The sequence below is a fragment of the Pseudoxanthomonas japonensis genome, assembly GCF_010093445.1.
GTDB lineage: Bacteria > Pseudomonadota > Gammaproteobacteria > Xanthomonadales > Xanthomonadaceae > Pseudoxanthomonas_A > Pseudoxanthomonas_A japonensis.
On sequence record NZ_PDWW01000011.1, the window covers coordinates 14,688 to 41,259 of the forward strand.

Below are 26,572 nucleotides of genomic sequence, written 5' to 3' on the forward strand. Positions count from 1 at the left end.
GGTGGAACTACTTTCCTACGAGATAGCGTCAACTTTGACGCCATTTAAGTTGGAGTACCCGTCCACGCACCGCCTAGTCCCCCTGCCCCAAGCGGCCAAACTTGTCGGACATCCATCAAGGTTTGTCCCAAATGGCCAAACTTGGCTGGATCGCGCAGAATCCGGATACTGCCGGATTGCTTTATGGTGGGCCCACCAGGACTCGAACCTGGAACCAAAGGATTATGAGTCCTCTGCTCTAACCATTGAGCTATAGGCCCGACGATGCTTTCAAGCGGATGTGTGCGATGCCCGGTGCAATCCGGTGTACCCCTGCTTCCGGAAAGCCGGTTCCGCAGCGGTCCATCGCGCGCCGCATTGGAGCCGCGTGAGTATAGCGTTCGGCCATTGCGTGAGTCTTCCAGCCCCTTGTCGGCGGGTGGGTGCAGCGTCCTCACCCGCGCGCGTGGCGTTCTTCACCGTAGCTCGGTTACGGGACATGGCCCGTTGCCAGTGGCGTTCCGTAGCCCGACGTCTCGACGGTTGAAATGGGCGCGTCGCGGAATAGAATCCGGCGCGTGCGGCACGGGGTTGGATGAAGCATGACGGTGAAGACGATCACTGAGAATGGACACCAGCTGACAGTCCAGATATTGCAGAGGACCGACGCTTCCGGATTGAGCTACTGGCAGGCCCGGGCCATGTTTCGTGTGGCGAACCAGACCGCCAGGGGCGACGTGATCACGACATCCCGGCACGCCTCGACGGAGGCGGCGGAGCGGGCGGCCATTCGACTGGCGCGGGACCATGGCTGGGGCCGGAGCTGAGCCGGAGCGGCCGATCAGGCGTCGTTGACAGCGGCACCGACAGTGCCAAGGCGCCTTGTTCCAGGTCGCTTAGGCAAGAAGCGGAATTCGCGGCATGCCGAAAAGCCCCGGCAGCATCGGATCACGCGTCCTCTGCGCCGACCATCGGGCCATAGCTCCTCAGCGACAGCGTTGTGCCGGAGGCTTCAACGATTGAAGGCATGCCCTCGTTCCGGGAACGAAGTTCGAGCGCGCGGGCGAGCACGGGCGGGGGCGTGGTGTCCTCCGGGGTGCGGAACCACCCTGCGGCACACAGGCGGCCTCCGACTCGGGGCGACGCGGTCACCATGTTGATCGGCACCGACAGCACCATGCCCAGGATCACCGGCGCCATCCACGCCGCCAGCGCCGGCGACACGAGGTAGGCGAGCACGCCGCAGAAGAGGCCGAACAGCGTCAGCCCGGCATATCGCCGCACAAGGCCGGCGAGCGCGACGCTGCCGTCGTCGCGACGCTGGGTTTCCCAGCCCGAGTCGCGGCCGGCCAGCACTTCCGCCACGCCACGCGACTGCACGTACATGGTGACGGGTGCCATCAGCGCCGCCATCGCCGTTTCCAGCAGCGCACTGCCGGCGATGCGGGCGGCGCCGCCACATTGCCGCCGGAGCGCAGGGTCCAGCATCGTGGCGATGCAGCCCATCACTTTCGGGGCAAGCAGCACCGCCATGGTGAAGTAGAAGACCCACAGGAAGCGTTCGGGGTCGCCACCGCGCCAGTACAGCGCAGGCGTGAATCCCGCCAGCTGCGGCTGGTCCAGATGGAAGCCCGCCTGCTGCAGCGGGATCGCCAGGCCGACCAGCATCAGCATCGCCCACATCGGCGCGGTGAAGTAGTGGCCGATGCCCACCAGCAGGTGCAGGCGACTGATCCAGTGCAGGCCGCGTGCGGGCAGCACGGCACCATGCTGCAGATTGCCCTGGCACCAGCGTCGATCACGCACCAGCATGTCGGTCAACGAGGGCGGGCCCTCTTCGAAACTGCCGCCCAGGCCCGGCGCCATGTGCACCGCCCAGCCACCCCGCCGCAGCAATGCCGCCTCGACGAAGTCATGGCTCAGTACCGCGCCCTCGAACGGCTTTCCGCCTCCCAGATGCGGCAGCCCTGCGTGCCGCGCGAACGCCGCGGTGCGGATGATGGCGTTGTGGCCCCAGTAGTTGCCTTCGGCACCATGCCACCACGCGATACCGTGCGCGACGACAGGCCCGTACACGCGGCCGGCGAACTGCTGCATGCGCGCAAAGAACGTGCGCCCGTTGACGATCATCGGCAGCGTCTGCACGAGCGCCAGCGCGGGCTGCCGCTCCATGGCCGCGGCCAGCCGGACCAGCGTGTCGCCGGTCATCAGGCTGTCGGCGTCCAGGATGAGGAAGTGCGGATAGGCACCACCGAAACGACGGACCCACTCGGCGATGTTGCCCGCCTTCCGCTCGGTGTTTTTCTGGCGACGCCGGTAGAACACGCGGGCGCCGCTGCCGAGCCGATGCAGCAATTCCCGCACGGCCGCGAGTTCTTCCTGCTGCGTGTCCGGCCTGGTCGTATCGCTCAGGATGAAGAAGTCGAAGCGATCCCCCTGCCCGCTCTCCGCCAGCGATTCGTGCATCGCCTGCACACCCGCGAGGACCCGCCACGGATCTTCGTTGTAGGTCGGCACCAGGAGCGCGGTGCGCTGGGTCAGCGTGGGCAACGGCGCATCCGGATCAATACCCAGCGGATGCGAACGCCTCGCGAGCAGCATGACGAAGCCTGCCAGGGCGCTCGAGAACGAGAGCGCTATCCACGCGAACAGCGCGACGAACAGCACGAGCAGGATGCCCTCGAGTACGTCGATGCCATCGCCCCGCAGCACCCACCACACCTGGTAGGTCGCGAAGATCGTCAGCATCGCTGCGACGCCCATCACCAGCGCGCGACGTCCTCCGATCCCGGCGGGGGACGTAGGCGGAACACGCGATGGAAGACGACCCTCGCGCAGTTCCTGCACGGGCATGGGCAGGGGGGATTCGAGGGGCAGCCACTCATTCTGCAGAGGGGAGGAATGCGGGGTTCGGTCGTTCATGGCGGGCTCCAGCGGTACAGCCAGGTTTCGGACAGCGGCACGTGCCCCTCCAGCACGCGCGCATGCAGTTCCACATCATGTCTGTCCCCATGGGGACGGAATTCGAAGCTCAGCCGCCATCCGCCCGCTTCCGGATTCGGATACGCGACTGCATTCACGACGTCGCCATGGGCCGCCCACACGTCGGGCGTCAGCGTCGTGTCGTGGGCGATGGATGCCAGGCGCCCGCCTTCCAGGTCGATCACCACCAGGCGCCGTGTCGCGTCCGGGGCCGCGCCGATGCGGGTGGCGCCGACGGTGGCCAGCGCTGCCTCCGAGCGGTGCGTGTCGCACCAGTGCATGCGGTAATCGAAACGGTATTCGCGGCCAGCACGCAAGGGCTGCTGCGGCCGCCAGAACGCCACGATGTTGTCGTGGTATTCGTCGGCGGTGGGAATCTCCACCAGCACCACCGCGCCGTCGCCCCAGTCGCCCACGGGTTCGATCCAGAGGCTCGGCCGCTGGTGGTAACGCGCTTCCGTATCCGCGTAGTCGGCGAAGTGGCGCTTGCGCTGCATCAGGCCGAAGCCTTTCGGGCGCGCATCCGTGAAGCCGCTGATCCTGACGCGCGGCGGATTGCCCAACGGCCGCCATATCTGCTCGCCTGCGCCATCGAGGATCGCCAGTCCGTCGGAATCGTGCACGGCAGGACGGTAGTCGTCGATATCCACACGGTCGCCGGCGTCGAACTCGAACATGCTGGTCAACGGCGCAATACCCGCACGGGCAAGATCCACGCGCGGATACAGGCGCGACTGCACATCGATGATCGTCTCTCCGCCGGGCCGGATCGCGAAACGGAATGCACCCGTGACACTGGGACTGTCGAGCAGTGCGTGGACGACCAGATGGTCCGCACCGGATGCGGGCTGCTCTATCCAGAAGGCGCGGAAGACGGGGAACTCCTCCGCGCCAGGATCGCCGCTGCCCAGCGCCAACCCGCGCGCGGACAGACCGTAGAGGTGTCCTTTGCCGAGCGCGCGGAAGTAGCTTGCGCCCAGGAAGACGATCAGTTCGTCATACACCGTCGCCCGGTTGAGCGGCGCATGCACGCGGAATCCCGCAAACCCGGTGTCTTCTCCCAACTCCGCGCCGACGCCGGGTGGCAGGGAGAACATTCCCGGCGAATAGACGAGCGGCGTGGCGACGCCGTCGTGCACCAGATGCAGATCCACGCGCTGCTTGAACAGGAAACCGCGATGGAACATCTGCAACTGGAACGGCAGGGCTTCGCGGCGCCAGATCGCCTGTTCCGGATCGAAGCGCAGGTCGCGGTAGGCATCGTAATCGGCGGCCAACGCGGCAGGCAGGCGGTCGTCCGGCGCGCGGAAGGGCTGTTTCGCCATCGCCTGCGCGAGGCGTGGAACCGTTTCCAAGTCGAATCGTGCAAGTGGTGCGGCGGTGTTCGCCGCTGTGGAGGCCTGCGCCATCACGCGGGGCATGGTGCCCAGCAACGCCATGGCGAGGACGGATTTCACTGCGTCCCGTCGCTGCACGCGGAAGTCTTGCTCGTGGGGTACCGTCAGTCTATGCAGGCGTGCGTGATGAAGATGAAAAGGCTGGCGTCATGGCGTCGCGCGGCCTGCACCAAAAACAAACGCGGCCCATCGGGGCCGCGTCTGTTTGGTGCATCTCGTTGGCGGATGCGTCAGTCGATGTCGAGGAAGCTGCGCAGCTGCTCCGACCGCGACGGGTGGCGCAGCTTGCGCAGCGCCTTCGCTTCGATCTGGCGGATGCGCTCGCGGGTGACGTCGAACTGCTTGCCGACTTCTTCCAGCGTGTGATCGGTGTTCATGTCGATGCCGAACCGCATGCGCAGCACCTTCGCCTCCCGCGGGGTCAGGCCGGCGAGCACGTCGCGGACCGTTTCCGAGAGATTGATGTTGGTGGTGTTCTCGATCGGGGACTCGACATTGGTGTCCTCGATGAAGTCGCCCAGGTGGGAGTCTTCATCGTCGCCGATCGGGGTTTCCATGGAGATCGGTTCCTTCGCGATCTTCATGACCTTGCGGATCTTGTCCTCGGGCATGTCCATTTCCTTGGCCAGCTCCTCCGGCGTGGCCTCGCGGCCGTACTGCTGGAGCATCTGGCGGGAAATGCGGTTGAGCTTGTTGATCGTCTCGATCATGTGCACCGGGATGCGGATGGTGCGCGCCTGGTCGGCGATCGAGCGAGTGATGGCCTGGCGGATCCACCACGTGGCGTACGTGGAGAACTTGTAGCCGCGGCGGTACTCGAACTTGTCCACGGCCTTCATCAGGCCGATGTTGCCTTCCTGGATCAGGTCGAGGAACTGCAGGCCGCGGTTGGTGTACTTCTTGGCGATGGAGATGACCAGGCGCAGGTTGGCCTCGACCATTTCCTTCTTCGCCTTGCGTGCCTTGGCTTCGCCGTAGGCCATCGCGCGGCTGATGTCCTTGATGTCGGCCAGCGTCAGGTGCATCGCCTGTTCGACGGCGATGGTGGCTTCCTGCTCGGCGACGATCTGCTCGCGCACGTCGCGCAGGCCGGACGACCACTTCTGCTTGCGCTTCAGCACTTCGTCCACCCAACCGAGGTTGGTCTGGTTGCCTTCCCACGCGCGCAGGAATTCCTTGCGCGGCATCTTGGCGACGTTGGCGCACAGGTGCAGCACGCGGCGCTCGTGGTCCTTCACCTGGGCCACGACCTCGCGCAGCTTGCGGACCAGCGTGTCGGTCAGCGGCAGCGGCAGCTTCAGCGTGACGAAGGTCTCGGCCAGTTCGGCGCGCAGCTTGGCGACCGCCTTGTTGTCTGCACCGTTCTTGGCGTACGACTTCTTGAACTTGGTGTAGCCGTCGGCCAGCACCTGCATGCGACGCGCGACCTCTTCCGGATCCGGACCGGTCGGCGCGGCTTCCTCGGCGGTGTCGTCGTCGCCGTCGTCGTCTTCGTCCGCCTCTTCGGCGGAATCCGAGGCTTCTTCGGCGGCCGGCACTTCAGGCGTCGGCTCTTCGACGTCGTTGAAGCCGACCACGACTTCGGCCAAGCGCTTCTTGCCGGCCTTGTGCAGTTCGTACTCTTCCAGCAGCAGCTCGATGGACCACGGGAAGTTGCCGAGCGACGCCTGCACCTGGCCCAGGCCTTCCTCGATGCGCTTGGCGATGGCGATTTCGCCTTCGCGCGTCAGCAGCTCGACGGTGCCCATCTCGCGCATGTACATGCGCACGGGGTCGGTGGTGCGGCCGCCTTCGGTGTCCAGCGAGGTCAGCGCGGCGGCCGCTTCTTCGGCCGCGGTCTCGTCGACTTCGCGGTTGCCGGTGTTGCCGTCGGCGAGCAGCAGGGTTTCGGCATCGGGGGCAACTTCATGGACGTCGATGCCCATGCCGTTGATCATGCCGATGATGTCCTCGATCTGCTCCGGGTCGACCAGGTCGTCCGGCAGGTGATCGTTGACTTCGGCGTAGGTCAGATAGCCCTGCTCCAGGCCCTTGCTGATCAAGAGCTTGATGTCGGACTGCTGCGCAGGACGTTCGTTGGCCATGGAGGTTGCGCCACCGGGAGTGAGGAAGGGAGAACCCCGTATTATACCAGCCCGGACCGGCTTGGGTTCCTGCTACCTGGTGCCCGGCAAGGGGGAAACGTCAGGGACGGAGCAGGAAGGTCACGGGCCCGTCGTTGACGAGGCTGATCACCATATGGGCACCGAAACGGCCCGTTTCCACCCTCCCTGAGTGCATTTGGCGACAGATTGCGACCAGCTGGTTGAAGCCCTGTTCAGCCTCGGCGGGAGGGGCGGCCGTGGTGAAGCTGGGGCGCATCCCCGACCGGGTATCCGCAGCCAACGTGAACTGACTGACCAGCAGCAGGCCACCGCCCGTGTCGGTCAGGGAGCGGTTCATGCGCCCGGCCTCGTCGGCGAACACGCGATACCCCAGCAGACGCTCGGCCATGCGCGCGATCTGCGCATCGCCGTCTCCCGGCTCCACCGCGACCAGCGCAAGCAGGCCGCCGTCGATGGCTCCCACGACAAGCTCATCGACGGCCACAGAGGCCCGGGTCACGCGCTGGATCAGGGAAAGCATGGGCAGACATCCGGACGGAGAGCGACAGGATAACGGCGCTCCACCTCCGGACCACCAGGGCCTGCCATCCGGGTTGGCTACACTCGACGGATGAAACCGGACACCCTCGCCGCCCTCGGCTACCACGCTGCCGCCCTGCTCGGGCGCCTCCCCTGGTCCTGGTTGCGCGCGCTCGGCGACGTGATGGCATGGGCGTGGCGCAAGGCGGATGCGCGGGAGAGCCGGGTGACGCGGCGCAACCTCGAGATCGCCTACCCCGATCTGCTGCCCAGCCAGCGCGAGGACCTGCATCGCGCGATCCTCCGCACAACGGCGCGGCAGGCCCTTGAAACCCTCCGCTTCTGGACCCGCCCGCCCGCCGAGAACCTCGCCCACCTGCGCGAGCGCCACGGCGAGGCGCTGTATGACGCCGCGCTGGCCAGCGGCAAGGGCGTGATCGTCGCCGCGCCGCATTTCGGCAATTGGGAACTGCTCAACCAATGGCTGGCATCGCGCGGCCCGCTGGCCATCGTCTATCGCCCACCAGCCTCGCCCGCGGGCGACGCCTTCCTGCTGCGCGTGCGGGGCGCCGACAACATCCGCCAGGTGCGCGCGGAAGGCCCGGCCGTGCGCCAGTTGTGGAAGGTGCTCAAGGAAGGCGGCGCGGTCGGCATCCTGCCGGACCAGCAGCCCAAGGCCGGCGACGGCGAGTTCGCACCGTTCTTCGGCAAGCAGGCGTTGACCATGACGCTGGTATCGCGGCTTGCCGAGCGCACCGGCGCGGTCGTCCTGTTCGCCTGGTGCGAACGGATCGGACCCGGGCCGGACTTCGCGCTGCACGTCGAACCCGCATCCCCGGCGATCGCGGATGCGGATCCGGTGGCAGCGGTCACCGCGCTCAACGAAACCGTCGAACGGATCGCGCGCCGCGATCCCGCGCAGTACCAGTGGACGTACAAACGCTATACGCTGCGGCCTGCGGGCAGCGGAGAGGACACACCCTACCGCTGAGGGGAACGGACAGGGGACGACGATGCGGATACGGGGATGGCTGACCGGGATGTTGGCTGGCGTGCTGGCGCTGCCGGCATGGGCGACACAGGACGTGTCCACGATGAACGACGTGTCGCGGACCTGGGAGCGCTACAGCGCCCTGAGCAGCCAGGACAAGATCGAGTCCGTGGACATGCTGTCGGCGTCCAGCCTGGCGCATGTGGGGTTTCTCCGCGACATGGCGCTGTATGCCTCGACCGAGCAGCTGCGCCGCCTGCCGGTCCTCGATCGCATCGTCGTCTACCTTCTGCGGGCCTCGCAGACCGACGACGCCCTGCAGGCCATGGACGCTCGCGCGGTTGCCACGCTGTGCGTGGGTCGCGGCTGGATCAATGTGCGGGCGCCCCAGGCGGGAATGGCGTTGCCTAGCCTGTCGCATGTCACCGTCTTGGGCGACCAGGCCATCGGGGAACTGAGCCCGCCGACGGAAACGCAATTCCATTTCGGGCCGGCGTTCGTTCGCGAAGACGGCCATTGGCGCTTCCTCTACATGTCGATGGTGGGTGATATGTCCACCGTCATGGACGAGCAGATCCGGCGTACCGGGATGAACGAATCCCGTGTGCTGGAAATGTCGATCTCCAATGCACTGAAAGGTCCGGCGCCCAGTCTGGCCACCCTGGACCGCGCGCCGCTGGACGACGCCGCCAGGCGGACACGGCTCAACGAGGCCTGGCCCGACTACGCCCAGTGGCTGCAGCTGCGCGTGCGTGCCATTTTCCGCAAGGCGGAGGATGGCGATGCGCTCGCGCAGTACGCCGCGGGCAGCATCACCTACGTGGGCGAGATGCCGGCCATCGCGCCCAAGGACGAAGCCGCCGGCCTGGCATGGTGGGAGAAGGCCAGCCAGAACGGACATGGCCTGGCGGCCTGGATGGCCTTCATGGCGATCACCGACGGCAAAGACGGGCAGACGGACGCGGCCGCGCTGCGCGCCCTGCCCCACCTGCAACGTGCGGCCGCCCAAGGCACGCCACCCGACGCGTTGCTGGCCCAGTCCAACTACTACCTGGATGGCATGGCCGGGCTGCCGCGCGATTGCAGGCAGGCCGCCGAGTGGGCCACGCGCGCCGAAGAAGCCGGCGTGGAAAGCGCGCGCAACGAGCGCGTCTGGATCTGGGCCACCTGCCCGGTGGAGGGCCAGCGTGATCCTGCCCAGGCCCTGGCACTCGCGCAGTACATGATCGGGCGCGAAGACACCCTGAAATGGCATGAACTCGACACCGTGGCCGCAGCGCTGGCCGCCAACCGCGACTTCCCGCAGGCGGTCCGGTTCCAGCAGCTTGCCGTGACGAAGATGGGCGCGGATCCCGAGTACACGGGCCGCGACCGGACGGCGACGCTGAAGCGGATGAAGGCGCGTCTGAACCGCTATCGCGCCGGGCGCGACTATGTGCTCGACTACCGCATGATCGACGAACTCAGGACAGGCAAGCAGTGACATCCCCCGGCATTGATGCACCTTCGACCGACGCGTGGCATGCCTTGCCCGGCCGCGGCGCCTGGCTGGCCGCACTCGGCGGGGCGACGCTGCTGTTCCCGCTCGGTTTCCCGGTGTTCTTCATTTCCCGGTCGACGGATATCGTGTCGCCCTGGCTGGCGGTGCCGGTCGCGGCCATCGTCGGTGCCGCAGTGGGTGCCTGGGTCGCCGTCAAGCGCCACCGGCGCACGCGCTGGCGCCTCGACGACCGCGGCTTCGCCGTGCGCCGCGGCAACTGGTGGCAGAGCGAAACGCACGTGCCGATCTCGCGCGTGCAACACCTCGACCTGAAGCGCGGGCCGCTGGAGCGCAGCGCCGGGCTGTCCACGCTGGTCGTGCACACGGCCGGTACGCGCATGGCCTCCGTCAGCGTCTCGGGCCTGGATGCGGACGATGCGGAGCGGCTGCGAGAGCGGCTGGCGACCCAGGTCGACCACGACGACGCCCTGTGATGGACGGAGCACGCCAGGGCGCGTCGCCGGACGAACGCCGCCTGCATCCCTGGTCGTGGCTGTTCGTGCTGTTGCAGCAGCTCAAGCAGTTCATCTTCCCGCTGGTCGCGCTGGTGGTGTTCGGCGCGCGCAGGAGCAGTGGCGACGGCGAGCTGTGGGCTTCGCTCGCGCCCGTCATCGGCATCACGGTGCTGGTGGTCCTGGCCATCCTGCAGTACTTCACGTATCGCTACACGATCGGGCGCGACGGACTGACCGTACGCGAAGGGTTGCTGCACCGCTCGCGCCGCGAGATCCCGTTCTCGCGCATCCACAACGTGGTCGTGCACCAGTCGCTGCTGCACCGCGTGTTCGGCGTGGCCGAAGTCCGGCTGGAATCGGCCGGCGGCACCAAGCCGGAAGCGCAGATGCGCGTGCTCGGCCTGCACGATGCGCTCGCACTGGAAGACCTGGTGCGCCACCAGTCGCACGGAACCGCACCGGTTGCCCCCGGGCAGGAAGCGGCGCCGCGCGACGAAGGCACCACGCTGCTGTCGTTGTCGACGATGGAAGTGCTACGGCTGGGCCTGATCTCCAATCGCGGCATGATCGTGGTGGCCGCCGGCTTCGGCGCCGCGTGGCAGATCCTGCCCGAGAACGTGATGGCGCAGTTCTTCCGCCAGGGCGCGAAACAGGCCTATGGCTATGCCGAGGGCCTGCACCTGGGCTGGCTGACCGGCGCCGTCGGCGGCGTCGCCCTGATCGGTGTCGCGCTGGCGCTGGTGCGCCTGCTGTCCGTCGCGCTGGCGCTGTCGCAGTTCCATGGTTTCCGACTGACCGAGGAGCCGCGCCGCCTGATGGTGGAACGCGGCCTGTTCGCGCGCCTGCGCACCAGCGTGGCGCGTCGGCGCATCCAGGCGTGGACGCTGCACGAAGGCGTGCTGCATCGGCTGTTCGGGCGCCGCTCGCTGCGCATCGACACGGCGGTCGCCGAGAAATCGGGACAGCAGGACACGCGCGCACTGAAGGATGTCGCCCCCATCGCGCCACCCGAGGCCTGCGACGCGCTGATCTCCCACCTGTTGCCGCAGGCGCACTGGCCGCGCGACGACTGGCGGGCGGTCGATGCGTCCGCGCGCTGGCGCCTGTGGCTGCCTTCGCTCGCATGGCTGCTGCCGGTGACGGCCCTGGTCGCCTGGCAGTTCGGTGCCTGGGTGTGGTTACCGGGGCTGGCGTGGATGCTCGCGGCCGCGTACGCCGCACGCCGGCAGGCGCATCGGATCGGATGGGCGCTGGACGACCACCTGGTCGCCGTGCGCAGCGGCTGGTGGTCCCGCTACTGGCGCTTCGCCGAGATCGACAAGCTGCAGGCGCTACGGCTGTCGCGCTCGCCGCTGGACCACCGCATGGGCACCGCGACGCTGTGGCTGGACACGGCCGGCGCGAGCGGCATGTCCGCGCCGCTGGCGCTGCGCTTCATACCCGAGGCCGACGCCGTGGTCGTCCACGAACGGCTGACCACGGCGCTGGCACGGCGACGCCTGCACTGGTGACCCGATGCTGATCCAGGTTCCGACGCCATGACGTCCCCGCTTCCCCTCTCCGCCGTCATCATCACCAGGAACGAGGCCGACCGGCTGGGTCGTTGCCTCGCTTCGGTGCGTGATGTGTGCAGCGAGATCCTGGTGCTGGACTGCGGATCCGACGACGGAACGGTCGTGTTGGCGCAGTCGTACGGCGCGCGTGTCGAACACCAGGACTGGCTGGGTTTCGCAGAGCAGACGAACGAAGCCATCCGCCGTGCCACGCAGCCCTGGCTGCTGCTGATGGACGCGGACGAGTGGCTCGCCGACGGCAGCGACAAGAACGACCGCTATGCGCGCCTGTGGACCGAACAGCGGCACGAGGACGGCAAGCGCTGCTCCGCGATCAGCCCATGGACGCATGCGGCCGCCTACTGGCCGATGATGTATCTGCTGCGCGGTGCCTGGCGCGACGGTCGCCAGGGCTGGTGGTTCCATGCCAACCACGCGCGCGCCGTGATTCGCAAGTATCGACATCTGCATGAGTTGAGGAAGTCCGCTTGACCGTGAACGACGCGACCTCCGCGCCTCCCCTGGTCGTGCGCTGTGGCGCCTTCGGCGACGTGGTGATGCTGACCACCATGGTCCGGCTGCTGCATGCACGGTACGGCCAGCCTGTCGATGTGCTGGGCTCAGGAGGCTGGACCGGCCCCCTGCTGGAGCCCCTGCCGGAGATCGGACACGTCCGGATCGTCACCAGCCGCAACACGCCCTACCTGCTGTGTCCCAGCCAGTGGGCCGCCATCCGCTGGCTGCGCGCACGCGGCCGCGGCCCCGTCTACGTCTGCGACACCGATGCCGCGACACTGCAGCTGCTGACGCGTGCCGGCCTGCATCCGGACGACCGCGTGCAACGCACCCGGGACGACGACGAAAGCGACGGCATCACGCGCCTGTGGCCGGACCGCTGGCTGCGGATCGGCATGCGCGATCCCGGGCACGCGTATCCGACGCGCGAGGTGGATCCGCTCGAGTACCTGTATCCGCGCCTGCGGATCACCGAAGAGGATCGCCGCGACCTAGCCCGATGGCGTGCCGGACATGGACTGGAAGGCCCCTGCGTGCTGTTCCAGCCCGGCAACAAGCGCACGCACAAGCGGGGCAATGTGGCGACGGCCTCGCACCCCAAGTACTGGCCGCCGTCGGCATGGGCCGCGCTGGCGGCTTCGATATGGCGCGACCTGCCGGAGGCTCGCATCGTGCTTTGCGGATCGCCCGCCGAGCACGGGGTACTGGAGGAGATCGCGACCGCGGCCGGTCACGATCCCCGCATGCACAACGCCGCGCGCGAACTGCCGATCCCACGCCTGCTCGCGTTGCTTGAACAGGCACACAGCCTGGTCTCGGTGGACACCGGTCCTGCGCATGCGGCGGCGGCGCTTGGCTGCCCGCTGGTGGTGATGTTCGGGGCGGCGTCGCCGGCGAAATGGCGCCCGATCGGACCCGGTGCGATCACGGTACTGGGCGGCGAACGGGGTGAAACCAGCCGTGTGCGCGACATCCCGGCGACCGACGTGATCGCCGCATGGTCGACGCTGCCGGACCGCGACGCCGGCTGAGGCGTTCAGCCCGCCGGACTGCCGGCGGACTTGTCGATGCCGTACCGTGTCCAGGTGATGCGCTGCGCACGCGTCTGCGCACGGATGGCGAGGTTGCGCTCCACCGACTCGCGGGTCTTGTAGCCGCGCGCATGGTCCAGGTGCACGCAGACGGCACGGTGGCGGACCTGCTTGCCGCGGATGCCGTTGTTCTCCAGCCGCTCTCCCAGCTCGCGATCCGGCCCGCCGTACTTCATCCGCTCGTCGTAGCCGTTGATCGCCAGCAGGTCCGACTTCCAGGCCGATGAATTGCAGTTGTTGAACGTCGGCCGCGTGGTGGTGATGGTGTCCAGCAGCTTCGCCGTCACGGTACCGGCACCCAGCTTCAGCGTGTTCGACAGGCCGAGCCGATCCTGCGCGCGTAGCCAGCTGCGGTCGAAGGCGCGTCCGTCACGGATATCGTCGGGACCGATCGCCTTGCTGAGTTTCATGCTCAGCTTGCAGTAGCCGCCGGAGAGGAACCGGCCCGGCTCCGCCTGCTCGGCATGGACCTGCACGAAATCGCGCCGCGGGATGCAGTCGCCGTCGGTGAACAGGAGGTAGTCGTGCCGCGCTTCCAGAATGGCGACGTTGAGGATTTCCTGTCGCCGATAGCCCTCGTCTTCGTGCCAGACATGCCGCAGCGGCAACGGATAGTCGGCGGCGAACCGTTCCACCAGCGCGCGGGTCGATTCGCGCGACCCGTCGTCCGCCACGATCAGCTCGAAATCGCGCCAGGTCTGGCAGCGGTAGCCCAGCAGGACCTTTTCCAGCCATTCCTCGGCGTTGTAGGTACTGGCGATGACGGTGATCTTCATGGTGCCTCTCCATACGCCAACAGCGGCGACGCCCCATCGGGGCGACGCTTGTTCCCGCACGGATTGTCCCTGGGCCGGATGACAGCCAGCAGCACCGCCAGTCTCCGGCCTCAGGCCTCAGGCCGGGCCCCAATAGCCGATGCGCCGGCGGATCTTCAGCTTGCGCCACAGGTTCATCGGCTTGGGCCTGGGATTGCGCGCGCCCGCAGCGATGAACGCATCGATGGCCTCCAGCACACGCTCGCTCGAACGGCCATCGCGGTAGGGATGGATGCTGTCGGCGTAATCGACGATGGCCCGCATCAATTCCGGCGGCCGCGACAGTGCGCGGCGGATCGCCGGTTCGAACTGCGCAGGATCGTCGATATCGATCAACTGCGGGCCGGGACGGCGGTTCTTGAACGTCACCACCGGCTTGTGGGTCAGCAGGAACTCGTTGAGTGCCGACGAGGTGTCCGAGCACATCATGTCCACCTGCGGGAACAGCTCGAGGATGTTGTCGTCGTCGGCGAAGCGCAGGTGTTCGTTCTCCAGCGCGCGGAACTTCGCCACCGTGTCCAGGCTCATCTTGGGGTGGAAGGTCACGATCCACTTCCACTCGCCGGTGCGCGAGAGCCGCTTCACTTCCTCGTACAGCGTTTCCGCCGCGCTCCACGACGGCGAGAACGTGGAGTGGTAGAGGATCACCGGTGGCTGGCGCACCGGCGGCAGGTCACCGGCGATCTCCTGCATGAAGGGATCGATTTTCGGCCAGCCGGTCTCCACCACGCTGAAGTGGCCCACCTTGTCGGCGATGGCCTTGAACTGCGCGGTGTCGCGCGGCCCCGTGGTGCAGTACAGGTCGAAGAATCCCCGGATGTAGATATGGCGCGGCTTGCCGGCATCGAAGCCATGGAAGGTTTCCACCTTCACGCCGGGGAAGAAGTGCGGCACCGCATTGCTGCCGGTGATCACGGCGATGGCGTTCCAGCGGCGGACCTCCTCGGTCGTCGTCAGCAGCTTCTCGTCGGGATGCAGATCCTCGGCGCCGGGGCCGTCGAAGAACCAGGCAGCCTCGCCGCCGCGCGCACGGATGGCCTCCTGCACGGGCCGCAGGATCGCCAGCGCATAGCGCTCGGAGCCGTAGAGGAGGTAGTGCTTGGCCATCAGTGTTCCAGTTCGTGGTGGGCGAGCTTGCGGTGCGCGGCGTCGATGGATGGGGGATTGTGCTGCATCTCGTAGTAGCGCATGCGTTTGTATATGGCGTAGCTGGCCGCGGTCTGCGCGATGATGAAACCACGCCAGCCGTCCAGGAACGCCAGGCGCAGCAGGTAATCCTTGATGAAGCTGGACAGGTAGACCAGCGGCGTCAGCCACATGTAGACCGGCCGCCGCTTGTCGCGCCAGTCGAGCGCCTTCAGCTCGCTGTAGCGCAATACCTTCAGCTGCTTGTGCACCAGGCTGGGGTTGTCGACATGGTTGAACGGCGCCTTGAACTCCACCGTCTCGCCATCGAACCGCAGGGATTCGTGCACGCGCGCATCTGTCCAGCGCGCACGGCCGCGATGGTAGAGGCGCGCCATCCGCTCGCCGACCATCGGCCGGTACCAGCGCATCGGCGCCCCCATCAGCCAGGTACGACGGCGCAACCAGGCGCCGGCCTTCGCCGATGCCATCAGCGCCGGCAACTCCTTCTCGAGTTGCGCTGCCAGTTCGGGAGACAGGAACTCGTCGGCATCCAGGACCAGGATCCAGTCATGCGCCGCCTGGGTACTCGCGAAGTTGCGCTGCGGACCGAACCCCAGCCAGTCCTGGTGCACCACCCTGGCGCCATGTGCCTGCGCGACGGCAATGGTGTCGTCGGTGCTGCCGCTGTCCACCACCAGCTTGTCCGCTGCGAGCGGGACGCTGTCCAGACAGCGGGCGATGTTCAACCCCTCGTTGTGGGCGATGACGACGAGGGAGAAGGGCAAGTTTGGCATCGTCACATTCTAGGGGGCGTGGGCCCTCCCGGGGAGGGCCGCGAAGTCCCGGTTGCCGCGCAATTTCTGACTGGGGGCTGTCTCGATGGCAAGACCCCTGCTGTCCGGGGGGCACGCAGCCCGGACAATTGTTAATCACACATCACTTTGCCCCAGCCCCCATGCAACGCATTCTGGTTACCGGCGGCGCCGGCTTTCTGGGCTCGCATCTGTGCGAGCGACTGGTTGAACAAGGTCACGACGTTCTCTGCTTAGACAATTTCTTCACCGGCAGCAAACGGAACATCTCGCACCTGCTAGGTCACCCCTCCTTTGAACTGATGCGCCACGACGTGACGTTTCCGTTGTACGTAGAGGTGGACGGGATCTACAACCTCGCATGCCCTGCGTCGCCGGTGCACTATCAGCATGATCCCGTGCAGACGACCAAGACGAGCGTGCATGGCGCCATCAACATGCTCGGACTTGCCAAGCGCCTTGACGCCCGGATTCTGCAGGCATCAACTAGCGAGGTATACGGCGACCCGGAGGTGCATCCCCAGAAAGAGAACTACTGGGGTCGGGTCAACCCCATAGGCATCCGTAGTTGCTACGACGAAGGCAAGCGCTGCGCGGAGACATTGTTCTTCGATTACTTCCGGCAGCACAAACTGGACATCAAGGTGGTACGGATATTCAACACCTACGGCCCGCGCATGCATCCGAACGATGGCCGGGTGGTTTCCAACTTTGTGGTGCAAGCGCTTCGTGGCGAAGACATCACCATCTATGGCGACGGAAGCCAGACGCGCAGCTTCTGCTACGTCGACGATCTGATCGATGCGATGCAGGGGATGATGTCTACCGAGCGAGGCTTCACCGGCCCGATCAACATCGGAAACCCGGGCGAATTCAGCATGCTGGAACTCGCGGAAAAAGTACTATCGCTGGTGGGCGGACGCTCGAAGCTAACCTACATGCCGCTGCCACACGATGATCCGCGCCAACGCCAGCCCGACATCGAACTGGCGCGCGAGAAGCTAGGCTGGGAGCCTAGAGTAAGCCTGGATGACGGGCTGAAAGAGACGATCGCATATTTCCGCCGACTGCTGCAGGACGCAGCATGACTACGTACGCCGTCATCATCACCAACTACAACTACCAGAGCTTCGTGGTAGAGGCGATTGAAAGCGTTCTGCGACAAAATCGCGCAGCCAACCAGATCATCGTGATCGACGACGGATCGACAGACGCATCCAGGCAAGTCCTCCAGGATAAGTTTGGCGCTGATAGCCGCATCAATCTGATTTTCAGTGAGAACGGCGGCCAGCTGACTGCGTTCCAGCGCGGGATGTCGCTCGTCGCTTCGACGATCACCTGTTTCCTCGATGCCGATGACCGCTGGGGTCCCGACTATCTTGAGCAGATCGCGCGCGTCTACGATCAGCGACCTGACGTCGGATTCATCTTCTCGGACATCATCCTGTTCGGGAACGAGCAGGCCCATTTGCGGTTTGCACCTCACATGGTGGATCTGGGATACACCGCCGTCAGCACTTATGCGCTCACGTACTGGTACGGAGCGCCGACATCGGCCCTGTCCATGCGTAGCGCCGTGGCGACATGGGCGCTGAGCCTCCCGGAAGAACTGGCACGCATATGGCGACTATCGGCCGACAACTGCCTGGTGTATGGCGCCAGCCTTCAGGGCGCGAGGAAATGCTACGTCCCTACCGGCCAAGTCGAATATCGGATACACGGGAAGAATGGCTGGTGGTCTCAGCGTGGTGATACAGAGGTCTATCACAATCGCTTGCGGTCTCGCGGCCTGATCGGACACTACGCGCGCGTGGCCGGCCTGGACGACTCCTGCCTCGAGTTAGCGAAGCTGGAATACAAAACCAAGCCCGCGCCGGACTGGAGCGAGACCCGGCGCTACATGGAGGTATGTTGGCGTGACCGCACCAGCATATTCAAGAAGGTAGAAAGGAGCCTGAGTATCGTGAAGCTCTATTTTCGTGCCAAGCAGCGAGCGAAACGGTGAAAGTGCTGCCAACGAACTTCCGTCACAGCAGCGGCGGCTTTTGCGCCCCGCTTACCACCCCGACCACCGCATGAAACTCCTGTACACCAATTTCCACAGCGGCAGCGGCGGGGGACACACCACCTACATCCGCGAACTAGCGCGCGGACTGTCCGTTCGGCACGAAGTGCACGTCGCGGCACCGGAGGACAGTCGGCTGCTGCGTGAAGCTCGGGAGATCCCGCGCCTCCACGCCTTCACCCAGACCTATCCCAACGGCCTGCGCCTGCGGCCCGCCCGCAGGCGCGCCTGCGCACACCTGCGGGCGTACCTCGAGGAACATCGCTTCGATATCGTGCACGTGAACGGGTCGGCGGATCACCGTCTCGTGATCGCGGCCCTGAGAGGCCTGCAGCCCCGCCCCCTGGTCGTGCTGACGAAGCACAACACCAAGCCGATGCGCGGCCTGCAACATGCGTGGCGTGCGCGCTTCGGGACCGACAAGGTGATCGCGGTGTGCGAATTCGTGCGCCGCCAGCTGAGCCACACCCCCTATCGTCGATGCCAACCGGAAACCGTCTACAACGGCGTCGACACCGCGTTCTACTCACCTGCCGAACCAGCCGACCGCGCGGATGCGCGACAGCTCTGGATCGGAAGCAACGCCGGCACGGCGGACTACAAGGGATGGACCGACCTGATGGCGGCGCTGGCGTTGCTGACGCCGGACGAGCGCGACCGCATCCAGGTCGTCATTGCCGGCCACCCGCCGTCTGCGGCCCAGCGGGAGATGCTTGCGCGATCCGGGCTGCAGGACCGCTTCCATTTTCCCGGCCTGCTGGACGACGTGCGTCCGATGATTGCCCGACTGGATGCCGGCTTCGTGCTGTCCCATGACATCGAAACGATCTCCTTCGCCTGCCGCGAGATGATGGCGATGGGCAAGCCGGTCATGGTGACCGACTACGCCGGCCTGCCGGAGAACATCCGCCCCGGCACCGATGGCTGGATCGTGCCGGTGCATGGACACGCCGCGATGGCGGCGGCGCTGCGCGACATGCTGAACGACCGCGAAGACGTCCTGCGCCGCGGCAAGGCGGCCCGCGATCACGCGCTCGCCGAATTCGGCATCGGAACCTTCCTCGATCACACCGAGGCTGTCTATGCGCGGCTGCTGGCAGGCGTGCCCTCGCTCGACTCCGAGCCCAATCCGAGCCAGGACCTGGCGTCCACGGGCAGGCTCATCGGCGAAGACGGCCAACCACGGCGCCACGGGCCGATGCAGATGCCGGACATGCCTGCCTCACCTCAACCCGTGGCCGATCCGCCGAGTGTCTGGTGAGGCGCTCGCGGAATATCGGGTTGCGGTGACGCATCCTTTGCCCGGATGGACTGCGCCGAACGGACACCTCACGCCTTCCTGCATCTCTCCTGCGGACAGCGCTATTCCGAGCCGTTTTCCTCCGCAGTCCCCGCAGCGTCGCGAGGCACCATCCCCATGCCCAGCAAAAGTCCGACCAGCACCACGTAGGCGCTGGTGCTGAGGGCATGGGAGAACATCGACTGTGTCAGCCCGGACACCAGGTAGGCGAACACCAGCATCCCCGCGGCCCAGGAGGGACCGACGGGTGCGTGCAGGCGGTTACGGCGGATTTGACGAGTCGCGATCGCCAGCGGCACGCCATAGAGCGCCAGCAAAACCGCCAGACCCGGAATTCCCATCGTGGCGGCCCACTGCGCGACATCGTTGTGCGCATGCTCCAGTCCGCAGAAATGCCGTGACGCGCCCTGGCAGTAGAGGCTGGCGTCGACCCGCGACTTGAAGGCCTCGATCCCCACACCCGTGAACGGCGCCTCACGGAATGCATCCCACGCCACCGACCACAACGCCAGCCGCGCACTGATCGGCTGGTCCACCTGACCCTGCGCGTAACCCGCCACGTCCGCGTGCAACTGGTCGAACCGGAACTGCGCCGACAGCCACGGCACCGTCCACAACGCGGCCAGCAGCAGCGCCAGCGCGACGCCGGTCGCGCCCAGCCGCCACCCGCGATGCCGTGCTTCGTTGCCGGCAAGCAGCATCAGTAGCACCAGCCCGAGACCGGGCAGCACGCCACGGCTGCCACTGAGGATCACGGCGACCACGGCTAGCGCCACCAGCGCGGCCAGCAGCAACTGCATCGAGAATCCGTTGCGTGCCGGCCGGCAGAACACGCCCACCACCAGCAGCGCCAGCACGGCGTTCGCGAACACAATGGGGTTGGCCTCGCCGCCCGCGCGCTCCACGCCCCACGACGCCTGCGCCATCGAGATCGTGAACGCAAGCGCCAATCCCGCCAGCGCGCCATACCAGAGACTCGTCGCGCGCATGCACGTGGACCATGCCAGCCAGGCACACCACGGCAGCAGCAAGGCGCGCGAGGGATTGTCGAGCGCGGACAGGTCGGCGCCGCTGCCGCACATGGAAAGCGCGGCGACGGCCAGGACCGCCGACGCTGTACCCAGCAAGAGATGCAAGGCACGCGGTGTGCGCGCGTCACGACCACGCCAGGCATCCGGCAGCGCCAGCATTGTGGCCACAAGCATCAGCATGGCGAACGCACCCAGTCCCTTGGGTACCACCAGCAAGGCAGGGGCACTGAATCCTGACAGCCACGCGAACACGCGCGCGACATCCTGTCGACGATGGCTCCTGCCTTGCATTGCCTTGGATCCTTCCCTGCGCGACGACACGTTCATGAAGGCAGCGTGTGCGAACCGACCATGACGACGGAGTCTGCGCCTACTCCGTCCCCGCCACGTCAAGGCGAGGTGAACAGCGGCACGCTGCCTTCGTCGTCAGTATCGCGCACTCAGGGAATGGAACGTCAGCAGTGCATCACTACGCGCGTGGCGTTACCGAGCACTGCTGCGCGAATCACGCTTTCCGCAGGACGGCATAGAAAAATCCGTCCATGTCGCATTCGCCCGGCAGCCGCTGTCGACCACCCCCATCGGCATGCCCCCACGTTTCATCGAGCGACTCGACCAGCGCCGCGGCGTGGCGTGCGCGAAATGCCTCCAACTGCAGCGCATTCTCGGCGCGCAGGATCGAGCAGGTGGTGTAGACCAGGCGTCCGCCCGGACGCAGCACCTGCCACGCGGCATCGAGCAGGCGTGCCTGCAGGCGAGTGAGCGCCACCAGGTCGTCGGCACGCCGATGCATCAGCACATCGGGTTGGCGGCGCACGATGCCCATGGCGGAACAGGGCGCATCCAACAGGACCGCATCGAACGGCTCACCGTCCCACCATGCCGAGGGATCGGCCGCGTCCGCGGGCTTCATGTCGGCCTGCACACCGACGCGATCGAAGGTCTCACGCACGCGCTGGAGCCTGCGCGCATCCACATCGATCGCCAGCAGGCGCCGCATGGGGTCGCGCTCGAGCAGATGCGCGGACTTGCCGCCCGGCGCCGCGCACATGTCCAGCACCCGCGCACCGGCGGGCAGCCCGTCCAGCAGGTCCGCCACGCGTTGCGCGGCGCCATCCTGCACCGACACATCGCCTTGGGCGAATCCGGGCAGACCCGTCGCAGCCACCGGAGCGCGGAGCAGCAGCGCGTCCGGCACCCCGTCCGGAACTTCCGCCTCGATGCCCGCGTCCAGCAGCCGTTGCCCATAGTCGTCACGGTTGCCATGCCGCCGGTTGACCCGCAACCACAGCGGCGCCTCCTGCTGGCTGGCGGCAAAGATCGCATCGGCCTGCAACGGCCAGTCCTCGCGCACCTGCCGTCGCAGCCAGGCGGGCCACAGGGCATCGGCGGGCGCGGACGGCAGCCCTTCGCGCTGCGCGCGCCTCAGCAGTGCATTGACCAGTTTGTCCTGATGCGGACGTCCCAGCGCACGGACCGCCTCGACGGTCGCCGACAGGGCCGCATGGGCCGGCAACTCCATGACCACCAGTTGCGCGAAGCCGACATGCAGCAGCGCGCGCAGTTCGTTGTCGGCGCGCCCCAGCGGCCGTGGCATCCAGGCTGCGAGCGCGGCCTCGCTGCGGGCACGCGAACGCAGCACCGCGAAGCAGATCGCCTCGAGCAATGCGCGATCGCGCGGGTCTTCGATCCGGGGCAGGTTCGCCGCCAGTTCGGCCTTCAGCGAACGGCCGCGGTACATCACGGCATCCACCACCCGTGCCGCCATCACCCGCACGGCCACGCCGGCCTGCGTGGTCACGACGACACCAGGTCGCGCCTTGCGTTGAGATAGTCGGCGGCGGTGATCGCCTTGCCGCCCTCGCGCTGGACCACGCGCAGGCGCAGCACGCCGGCCCCGCAGGCGATGTCGAGCCCTTGCCGGCTGGCGGTCAACAGCGTGCCCGGTGCCGCCGCATGCGCCTGCTCGACCGCCACCGCGCCATGGATGCGCAGGCGCTCGCCGGCGACCTGCGCTTCGGCGACTGGCCACGGATTGAAGGCACGGACCTTGCGCGCCAGCACCTCGGCCGGCTGCGCCCAGTCCAGCTTCGCCTCCGCCTTGTCCAGCTTGTGCGCGTACTCGACGCCCACCTCCGGTTGCGGATGCGGCGGCAAGCGCACGCCGGCGCGCAGCAGGCCCAGCGCATCGCGCAACACCTGCGCACCCAGATCGGACAGGCGGTCGTGCAACTGCCCGCCCGTGTCGTCCGGCCCGATCGGCAGACTCTGCGCCAACAGCACCGGGCCGGTGTCGAGACCGGCTTCCATCTGCATCAGGCAGACGCCGGTTTCATCGTCGCCGGCTTCAATCGCGCGCTGGATCGGCGCCGCACCGCGCCAGCGCGGCAGCAGCGAGGCGTGCACGTTCCAGCAGCCGTACTGCGGAATGTCGAGCACCGCCTGCGGCAGGATCAGGCCGTAGGCCACCACGATCATCACGTCAGGCTGCATCTCGCGCAGCGCATCCTGGGTGGACTTCTTCTTCAACGACACCGGCTGCAAGACCGGAATGCCGCGCTGGATCGCCTCCAGCTTCACCGGCGAGGGCGTCAGGCCACGCCCGCGGCCGGCCGGCCGGTCGGGCTGGGTGTAGACCGCGACGACTTCATGGTGGGCATGGGCCGCGCGCAGGCAGGGAACGGCAAAAGCCGGCGTGCCGGCGAAGACGATTCTCATGGGGACCGATATGAGTAGGGGAAGGACGGAACCGGCGGGAGCATCCCGTACGCCCGGTTCCGCGGCGCGGCGATCAGGCCACGTGCTTGCGTTGCTTGGCCAGCTTCTTGCGCACCATTTCGCGCTTCAGCGGCGAGAGGTAGTCGACGAACAGCTTGCCGTCCAGGTGGTCCATCTCGTGCTGGATGCACACCGCCAGCAGACCGTCGGCGCGCAGTTCCTGCGGCTGGCCCTGGCGGTCGAGGAAACGCACGGTGATCTCGTCGGCGCGGGTGACGTCGGCAAAGATGCCCGGAACCGACAGGCAGCCTTCCTGGTACACCTGCTCGCCCCCCTTGTCGCTCAGCTCGGGGTTGATGAAGACCTGCGGCTGGTTCTTCTCTTCGCTGATGTCGATCACCATGAAACGCTGGTGCACGTCCACCTGGCTGGCAGCCAGGCCGATGCCGGGAGCGTCGTACATGGTCTCGAACATGTCGTCGAGCAGGCGCTGGAATGCGGGCGTCGTCACATGACCGGCGTCGACCGGCACCGCCTTCGTGCGCAGGCGCGGATCGGGGAATTCGAGGATGGGGAGCAGGGCCATGGTACGTCTCGGGATGGGGGCGCCAGTGGAATCCGGCAAGGCCTCACGAATTCTAACGCGGGCGCTTGCGTTGCGCCGGGTTTTCTGGACTATAGTGCTGACCACCTGTCGGGGAATCAGGTAGATACCGCCATGTTTAAATGTTTTCGTACGGTTTTCGCCGTTGCGGTGCTGACCGTCGGCACCTACGCGGCTGCCGCCGAGATGGCGGAACGCCATCCTGATACCTATGTGGTCAAGCGTGGCGACACGCTGTGGGACATCTCGGCCCGCTTCCTGAAGAAGCCGTGGCTGTGGCCGGAGATCTGGCAGGCCAACCCGCAGATCCAGAACCCGCACCTGATCTATCCGGGCGACGTGATCAGCCTGGCCTACCTGGACCGCGTCGCGGTACAGCCGGGTCCGCGCCAGGAAGCGCCGCTCAACGCCATTCCGCTGTCCGACATCGAGGCCTACTTGAAGGACCGCCGCGTCGTCGACAGCTTCGAGCACCTCCCGCACGTGGCGGCGCTGGAAGAGGACCGCCTGCGCGGTTCCGGTGGCCACAACATCTACGTGCGCGGCCTCGACGGCGCGCAGGCCGGCCAGCGCTTCCTGGTCGTCCGTCCGACCGCCCGGTTCACCGACAACCCGCGCGCCCAGGACCTGGACTTCCGCGGCAAGACCATCCGCGGCGAGATCGACCAGTGGAAGGACATCGTCGAGCAGACGGGCAAGGGCGCGTTCCTCGGCTACGAACTGGCCAAGGTCAACGTGGCCACCTTCACCCGCGGCGTCGTGCCGGGCACCGAGGTCAGCACGCTGGTCGCCGACATCGGCGGTCACGAAGTGCGCGTCGGCGACCGCCTGATCCCGGTCGATGCCCAGCCTTACGACCTGCACTTCTTCCCGCATGCGCCCGCCGCCGATCCGGCCGGCAAGCTGCGCGTGCTGGCCGTGGCCGACGCCCTGACCTCGGGCGGCACGCGTGATGTGATCGCCATTTCCGGCGGTCGTCTGGACGGCGTGGACAACGGCACCGTGTTCTCGATCTGGCGCAACGGCAGCCACACCGCCAACCGCATGGCCCATCCGGGGTCCTCGCGCATCAGCGAATCGACGAAGCCGGGCGCCGGTCGCGTGAGCCTGCCGGACGAGTACGCCAGCCATGCGATGGTGTTCCGCACCTTCGACAAGGTCAGCTACGCGCTGGTGATGGAAGGCGTGGACGTCACGCGCGTCGGCTACGAACTGAAGCATCCCGACGCGACGTACTGACGACGCAGGTCAGGCAAGTCCTACGCAACACCGCGACGGCGCCCGAGGGCGCCGTCGCCATATGCGGCCTACGCTGGCGCATGCCCAACGAAGACCTGATCGCGCTGGCCCGGCTTGTCCTGGCCGGTGGTCCCGTCCTGCCCCGCCGCCGCCTGCTGGAGCAGCATGCGGCGCCAGCGCTTGCGCTCGCCGCCGGAACCGGCGCCTGGCGGGCGGAGGGACTGGACGCCGTCCAGATCACACACCTGCAAGGCGGGGATACCGATGGCGCGCTGGCGCGCACGCGGCATTGGCTGGAGGGGCCGGGCCACCACCTGATCGGTTGGCACGACGCGGACTACCCCGCCCAGTTGCGCGCGATGCCCAGCCCACCGCTCGCGCTGTTCGTCGATGGCGACCCCACCCTGCTCTGGCGTCCCGCGGTCGCGATCGTGGGCAGCCGCAGCCCGACCAGCGGGGGCCGCGACAATGCGCATTACTTCGCGCGCGCGCTCGCTTCGGCCGGGATCGTCGTGGTCAGCGGCATGGCGCGGGGCATCGACGCGGCCGCACACGAAGCCGCCTTGGCCGCCGGCAGCGGCACGACGGTGGCGGTGGTGGGCACGGGCCCCGACATCGCCTACCCGCCCGCCCACGACCGCCTCCGCGACCGGCTGGCCATGCAGGGGGCCGTGGTCAGCGAGCACCCGCCCGGCACGCCCGCGGTGCGCAGCCACTTCCCGGCGCGCAACCGGATCCTCGCCGGGCTGGCGCTGGGCACACTGGTCGTGGAAGCGGCAGAGCAGTCCGGTGCGCTGATCACCGCCCGGCAGGCCGGCGAAGCGGGACGCGAGGTCTTCGCCGTTCCCGGGTCGATCCACAACCCCAGGGCCCGTGGCTGCCATCGGCTGATCCGCGATGGCGCCGCGCTCGTGGAAGACCCGCGTGAGGTCGTCGACGGCCTCGCCCATCTGGCGGCCGACCTCGCCGACGCCCTGCGCGCGCGGCTGGGCGAGGCTGAATCGGGGGCGATCGCAGGCCCGGGAGAGACACCGCAACGCCTGGACCCGGACTACCAGCGATTGTGGGAGGCACTCGGTCATGACCCAACAGGTATGGATCAGCTCGTCTCACGCACCCGATTGACGGCCGCGGAACTGTCCTCCATGCTGCTGGTCATGGAACTGGATGGCTTAGTAACGGCGGAACACGGCCGATACCAGAGAAAGACCGGTTTCTTCACCTCCACAGCGTCGACGACGCAGGCCGAGGGGCAATGAAAGAGAGCATCCTGGATGTACTGCTGTACCTGTTCGAACACTACTTCACCGAAGATGCGGACCCTGTCCGCGACCGCGACTCTCTCCAGAACGGCCTGATCCAGGCCGGCTTCAGCCCCACCGAGATCAGCAAGGCCTTCGACTGGCTCGACGCCCTGGCCGACCAGCGGCCCGCGGCATCCACGCCGCGCGTCGGTGGCCCGACCCGCGTCTTCCACGGGCCGGAGCTCGAGAAGCTGGACGTCGACTGCCGCGGCTTCCTGCTGTTCCTGGAGCAGCATGGGGTCCTCGACGCGGACCAGCGCGAGCTGGTGCTGGACCGCGCCATGGCACTGGACCAGGACGAGCTGGACCTGGACGACCTGAAGTGGGTCGTGCTGATGGTGCTGTTCAACCAACCGGGTTCCGAAGCCGCCTACGCGTGGATGGAAACCCAGATGTTTGCCGACGAGCCCGAGCCGGTACACTGAGAC

General features: G+C 67.1%; 24 protein-coding genes and 1 tRNA gene. 13 read left to right on the forward strand and 12 right to left on the reverse strand.

The annotated features are described in order from the left end of the window. Positions 1-184 precede the first annotated feature (184 nt). Positions 185-260 (reverse strand) — tRNA-Ile (locus CSC78_RS09385). A 321-nt stretch (positions 261-581) separates the two neighbouring features. On the opposite strand from CSC78_RS09385, the gene CSC78_RS09390 reads away from it, so the two are divergent. Beyond that, on the forward strand, positions 582-806 hold the full coding sequence (locus CSC78_RS09390) for a hypothetical protein (RefSeq protein WP_162337652.1): 225 nt from the start codon (positions 582-584) through the stop codon (positions 804-806). A gap of 121 nt (positions 807-927) precedes the next feature. Here CSC78_RS09390 and mdoH read toward each other — a convergent pair whose 3' ends face one another. The 4 genes from mdoH to dtd form a co-directional block, all read right to left on the reverse strand. Then, positions 928-2,901 carry a glucans biosynthesis glucosyltransferase MdoH gene (mdoH, locus tag CSC78_RS09395; protein ID WP_162337653.1) on the reverse strand — a complete coding sequence of 658 codons (1,974 nt, stop codon included), beginning with the start codon at positions 2,899-2,901 and terminating at the stop codon, positions 928-930. After that, positions 2,898-4,418, reverse strand: coding sequence for a glucan biosynthesis protein (locus CSC78_RS09400; RefSeq protein ID WP_202924153.1), 1,521 nt, complete (start codon positions 4,416-4,418; stop codon positions 2,898-2,900). Before CSC78_RS09400 ends, mdoH begins: the two co-directional genes overlap by 4 nt. Before the next feature lie 170 nt (positions 4,419-4,588). Beyond that, complete coding sequence (rpoD, locus tag CSC78_RS09405) at positions 4,589-6,442, reverse strand: RNA polymerase sigma factor RpoD (RefSeq protein WP_162337654.1); 1,854 nt, start codon at positions 6,440-6,442, stop codon at positions 4,589-4,591. Positions 6,443-6,542: 100 nt separating this feature from the next. After that, on the reverse strand, positions 6,543-6,983 hold the full coding sequence (gene dtd / locus CSC78_RS09410) for a D-aminoacyl-tRNA deacylase (protein ID WP_162337655.1): 441 nt from the start codon (positions 6,981-6,983) through the stop codon (positions 6,543-6,545). Between the two features lie 90 nt (positions 6,984-7,073). Between dtd and CSC78_RS09415 the strand changes: the two genes are divergently transcribed. Genes CSC78_RS09415 through CSC78_RS09440 form a run of 6 tightly spaced genes read left to right on the forward strand, consistent with a single transcriptional unit; the run spans position 7,074 to position 13,068 of the window. Continuing rightward, positions 7,074-7,973 carry a lauroyl acyltransferase gene (locus tag CSC78_RS09415; RefSeq protein WP_162337656.1) on the forward strand — a complete coding sequence of 300 codons (900 nt, stop codon included), beginning with the start codon at positions 7,074-7,076 and terminating at the stop codon, positions 7,971-7,973. Positions 7,974-7,995: 22 nt separating this feature from the next. Beyond that, positions 7,996-9,456: a tetratricopeptide repeat protein gene (locus tag CSC78_RS09420; RefSeq protein ID WP_162337657.1), complete on the forward strand. Its 1,461-nt coding sequence runs from the start codon at positions 7,996-7,998 to the stop codon at positions 9,454-9,456. After that, positions 9,453-9,947, forward strand: a complete 495-nt coding sequence (locus CSC78_RS09425; RefSeq protein ID WP_162337658.1) for a PH domain-containing protein — start codon at positions 9,453-9,455, stop codon at positions 9,945-9,947. The genes CSC78_RS09420 and CSC78_RS09425 overlap by 4 nt, the downstream gene beginning before the upstream one ends. Next, on the forward strand, positions 9,947-11,479 hold the full coding sequence (locus CSC78_RS09430) for a PH domain-containing protein (RefSeq protein WP_162337659.1): 1,533 nt from the start codon (positions 9,947-9,949) through the stop codon (positions 11,477-11,479). Before CSC78_RS09425 ends, CSC78_RS09430 begins: the two co-directional genes overlap by 1 nt. A 27-nt stretch (positions 11,480-11,506) precedes the next feature. Then, positions 11,507-12,013: a glycosyltransferase family 2 protein gene (locus CSC78_RS09435; protein WP_162337660.1), complete on the forward strand. Its 507-nt coding sequence runs from the start codon at positions 11,507-11,509 to the stop codon at positions 12,011-12,013. Between the two features lie 2 nt (positions 12,014-12,015). Further along, the gene (locus tag CSC78_RS09440) at positions 12,016-13,068 is read left to right on the forward strand and encodes a glycosyltransferase family 9 protein (RefSeq protein ID WP_238391228.1); all 1,053 of its coding nucleotides are present in this window, start codon (positions 12,016-12,018) and stop codon (positions 13,066-13,068) included. A gap of 5 nt (positions 13,069-13,073) precedes the next feature. On the opposite strand, the gene CSC78_RS09445 is transcribed toward CSC78_RS09440, so the two are convergent. From CSC78_RS09445 to CSC78_RS09455, 3 genes are all read right to left on the reverse strand, one after another. After that, positions 13,074-13,904 (reverse strand): glycosyltransferase family 2 protein, encoded by an 831-nt coding sequence (locus tag CSC78_RS09445; protein WP_162337662.1) that lies wholly within the window; start codon positions 13,902-13,904, stop codon positions 13,074-13,076. 117 nt (positions 13,905-14,021) lie between these two features. After that, entirely contained in the window at positions 14,022-15,050 is a 1,029-nt protein-coding gene (locus CSC78_RS09450; protein ID WP_162337663.1) for a CDP-glycerol glycerophosphotransferase family protein, read from the reverse strand. Then, the gene (locus tag CSC78_RS09455; RefSeq protein WP_162337664.1) at positions 15,050-15,865 is read right to left on the reverse strand and encodes a glycosyltransferase family 2 protein; all 816 of its coding nucleotides are present in this window, start codon (positions 15,863-15,865) and stop codon (positions 15,050-15,052) included. The genes CSC78_RS09450 and CSC78_RS09455 overlap by 1 nt, the downstream gene beginning before the upstream one ends. A 161-nt stretch (positions 15,866-16,026) precedes the next feature. On the opposite strand from CSC78_RS09455, the gene CSC78_RS09460 reads away from it, so the two are divergent. From CSC78_RS09460 to CSC78_RS09470, 3 genes are read left to right on the forward strand one after another with little or no spacing between them, the layout of a single operon-like run. Next, positions 16,027-16,971, forward strand: a complete 945-nt coding sequence (locus tag CSC78_RS09460; RefSeq protein WP_162337665.1) for a UDP-glucuronic acid decarboxylase family protein — start codon at positions 16,027-16,029, stop codon at positions 16,969-16,971. After that, positions 16,968-17,888: a glycosyltransferase family 2 protein gene (locus CSC78_RS09465; protein WP_162337666.1), complete on the forward strand. Its 921-nt coding sequence runs from the start codon at positions 16,968-16,970 to the stop codon at positions 17,886-17,888. Before CSC78_RS09460 ends, CSC78_RS09465 begins: the two co-directional genes overlap by 4 nt. Continuing rightward, positions 17,863-19,209 carry a glycosyltransferase family 4 protein gene (locus CSC78_RS09470; RefSeq protein WP_238391223.1) on the forward strand — a complete coding sequence of 449 codons (1,347 nt, stop codon included), beginning with the start codon at positions 17,863-17,865 and terminating at the stop codon, positions 19,207-19,209. The genes CSC78_RS09465 and CSC78_RS09470 overlap by 26 nt, the downstream gene beginning before the upstream one ends. Positions 19,210-19,310: 101 nt before the next feature. On the opposite strand, the gene CSC78_RS09475 is transcribed toward CSC78_RS09470, so the two are convergent. The 4 genes from CSC78_RS09475 to def all read right to left on the reverse strand — a co-directional run bounded on the left by CSC78_RS09475 (position 19,311) and on the right by def (position 23,583). Continuing rightward, a complete protein-coding gene (locus CSC78_RS09475) occupies positions 19,311-20,570 on the reverse strand; it encodes an O-antigen ligase family protein (protein ID WP_162337667.1) in 1,260 nt (419 codons plus the stop codon). Between the two features lie 214 nt (positions 20,571-20,784). Beyond that, entirely contained in the window at positions 20,785-22,080 is a 1,296-nt protein-coding gene (rsmB, locus tag CSC78_RS09480) for a 16S rRNA (cytosine(967)-C(5))-methyltransferase RsmB (RefSeq protein WP_274379350.1), read from the reverse strand. After that, complete coding sequence (fmt, locus tag CSC78_RS09485) at positions 22,077-22,997, reverse strand: methionyl-tRNA formyltransferase (RefSeq protein WP_162337668.1); 921 nt, start codon at positions 22,995-22,997, stop codon at positions 22,077-22,079. The genes rsmB and fmt overlap by 4 nt, the downstream gene beginning before the upstream one ends. 73 nt (positions 22,998-23,070) lie before the next feature. Next, on the reverse strand, positions 23,071-23,583 hold the full coding sequence (gene def, locus CSC78_RS09490) for a peptide deformylase (RefSeq protein WP_162337669.1): 513 nt from the start codon (positions 23,581-23,583) through the stop codon (positions 23,071-23,073). A gap of 132 nt (positions 23,584-23,715) precedes the next feature. On the opposite strand from def, the gene CSC78_RS09495 reads away from it, so the two are divergent. The 3 genes from CSC78_RS09495 to CSC78_RS09505 all read left to right on the forward strand — a co-directional run bounded on the left by CSC78_RS09495 (position 23,716) and on the right by CSC78_RS09505 (position 26,569). After that, complete coding sequence (locus tag CSC78_RS09495; RefSeq protein WP_162337670.1) at positions 23,716-24,840, forward strand: LysM peptidoglycan-binding domain-containing protein; 1,125 nt, start codon at positions 23,716-23,718, stop codon at positions 24,838-24,840. Positions 24,841-24,920: 80 nt separating this feature from the next. Then, positions 24,921-26,099, forward strand: a complete 1,179-nt coding sequence (gene dprA / locus CSC78_RS09500) for a DNA-processing protein DprA (RefSeq protein ID WP_162337671.1) — start codon at positions 24,921-24,923, stop codon at positions 26,097-26,099. Further along, positions 26,096-26,569: a DUF494 family protein gene (locus tag CSC78_RS09505; protein ID WP_055937630.1), complete on the forward strand. Its 474-nt coding sequence runs from the start codon at positions 26,096-26,098 to the stop codon at positions 26,567-26,569. Before dprA ends, CSC78_RS09505 begins: the two co-directional genes overlap by 4 nt. Positions 26,570-26,572 lie beyond the last annotated feature (3 nt).

What these genes read in the sequence shown, in the direction of transcription:
- CSC78_RS09495 (WP_162337670.1), top strand. Translation starts at nt 23,716, where the DNA reads ATGTTTAAATGTTTTCGTACGGTTTTCGCCGTTGCGGTGCTGACCGTC.
- CSC78_RS09505 (WP_055937630.1), top strand. Translation starts at nt 26,096, where the DNA reads ATGAAAGAGAGCATCCTGGATGTACTGCTGTACCTGTTCGAACACTAC.
- CSC78_RS09420 (WP_162337657.1), top strand. Translation starts at nt 7,996, where the DNA reads ATGCGGATACGGGGATGGCTGACCGGGATGTTGGCTGGCGTGCTGGCG.
- CSC78_RS09390 (WP_162337652.1), top strand. Translation starts at nt 582, where the DNA reads ATGACGGTGAAGACGATCACTGAGAATGGACACCAGCTGACAGTCCAG.
- CSC78_RS09415 (WP_162337656.1), top strand. Translation starts at nt 7,074, where the DNA reads ATGAAACCGGACACCCTCGCCGCCCTCGGCTACCACGCTGCCGCCCTG.
- CSC78_RS09445 (WP_162337662.1), bottom strand. Translation starts at nt 13,904, where the DNA reads ATGAAGATCACCGTCATCGCCAGTACCTACAACGCCGAGGAATGGCTG.
- CSC78_RS09450 (WP_162337663.1), bottom strand. Translation starts at nt 15,050, where the DNA reads ATGGCCAAGCACTACCTCCTCTACGGCTCCGAGCGCTATGCGCTGGCG.
- rpoD (WP_162337654.1), bottom strand. Translation starts at nt 6,442, where the DNA reads ATGGCCAACGAACGTCCTGCGCAGCAGTCCGACATCAAGCTCTTGATC.
- CSC78_RS09465 (WP_162337666.1), top strand. Translation starts at nt 16,968, where the DNA reads ATGACTACGTACGCCGTCATCATCACCAACTACAACTACCAGAGCTTC.
- CSC78_RS09435 (WP_162337660.1), top strand. Translation starts at nt 11,507, where the DNA reads ATGACGTCCCCGCTTCCCCTCTCCGCCGTCATCATCACCAGGAACGAG.
- dtd (WP_162337655.1), bottom strand. Translation starts at nt 6,983, where the DNA reads ATGCTTTCCCTGATCCAGCGCGTGACCCGGGCCTCTGTGGCCGTCGAT.
- CSC78_RS09455 (WP_162337664.1), bottom strand. Translation starts at nt 15,865, where the DNA reads ATGCCAAACTTGCCCTTCTCCCTCGTCGTCATCGCCCACAACGAGGGG.
- dprA (WP_162337671.1), top strand. Translation starts at nt 24,921, where the DNA reads ATGCCCAACGAAGACCTGATCGCGCTGGCCCGGCTTGTCCTGGCCGGT.
- CSC78_RS09460 (WP_162337665.1), top strand. Translation starts at nt 16,027, where the DNA reads ATGCAACGCATTCTGGTTACCGGCGGCGCCGGCTTTCTGGGCTCGCAT.
- mdoH (WP_162337653.1), bottom strand. Translation starts at nt 2,901, where the DNA reads ATGAACGACCGAACCCCGCATTCCTCCCCTCTGCAGAATGAGTGGCTG.
- fmt (WP_162337668.1), bottom strand. Translation starts at nt 22,997, where the DNA reads ATGAGAATCGTCTTCGCCGGCACGCCGGCTTTTGCCGTTCCCTGCCTG.
- CSC78_RS09475 (WP_162337667.1), bottom strand. Translation starts at nt 20,570, where the DNA reads ATGCAAGGCAGGAGCCATCGTCGACAGGATGTCGCGCGCGTGTTCGCG.
- def (WP_162337669.1), bottom strand. Translation starts at nt 23,583, where the DNA reads ATGGCCCTGCTCCCCATCCTCGAATTCCCCGATCCGCGCCTGCGCACG.
- CSC78_RS09430 (WP_162337659.1), top strand. Translation starts at nt 9,947, where the DNA reads ATGGACGGAGCACGCCAGGGCGCGTCGCCGGACGAACGCCGCCTGCAT.